The sequence below is a fragment of the Halomonas sp. SIMBA_159 genome, from assembly GCF_046536035.1.
Classification (GTDB): domain Bacteria; phylum Pseudomonadota; class Gammaproteobacteria; order Pseudomonadales; family Halomonadaceae; genus Vreelandella; species Vreelandella venusta_A.
The window spans coordinates 1-282 of the sequence record NZ_JAWJBT010000355.1 but is presented as its reverse complement, the minus strand read 5'-3'; the positions used below and the strand labels follow the sequence as shown (position 1 = coordinate 282).

The 282-nt window shown below is 58.9% G+C and carries 1 pseudogene; it reads left to right on the top strand.

Annotation, left to right across the window (positions count from 1 at the left end):
* Window positions 1–282, top strand: a pseudogene (locus R0J87_RS19595) (IS66 family transposase); the annotation flags it as partial.

Here is a 282-nt window from a genome sequence, read left to right as displayed (position 1 = left end):
CGTCCCGAATCCATCACCGACTTATCGTCATCAGGTCTTCGAGCTGCCGAAAGCCGCACTGGATATCACCGAGTACCAGCTGTTCCACGGCAGGTGCCGGTGCTGCAACCATACATCAAGGGCAGACCTGCCTGACGATGCCCCCTCCGGTCAGATGGGACCTAAGCTTCTGAGCCAGATAACAGTGCTGGCGGGACAGTACCATCTGAGCATCAGCAAGATACAGGCTCTGCTCCGCAACCAGTACGGCACCCACTTCTCCACCGGCGCCATCTCTGAGGC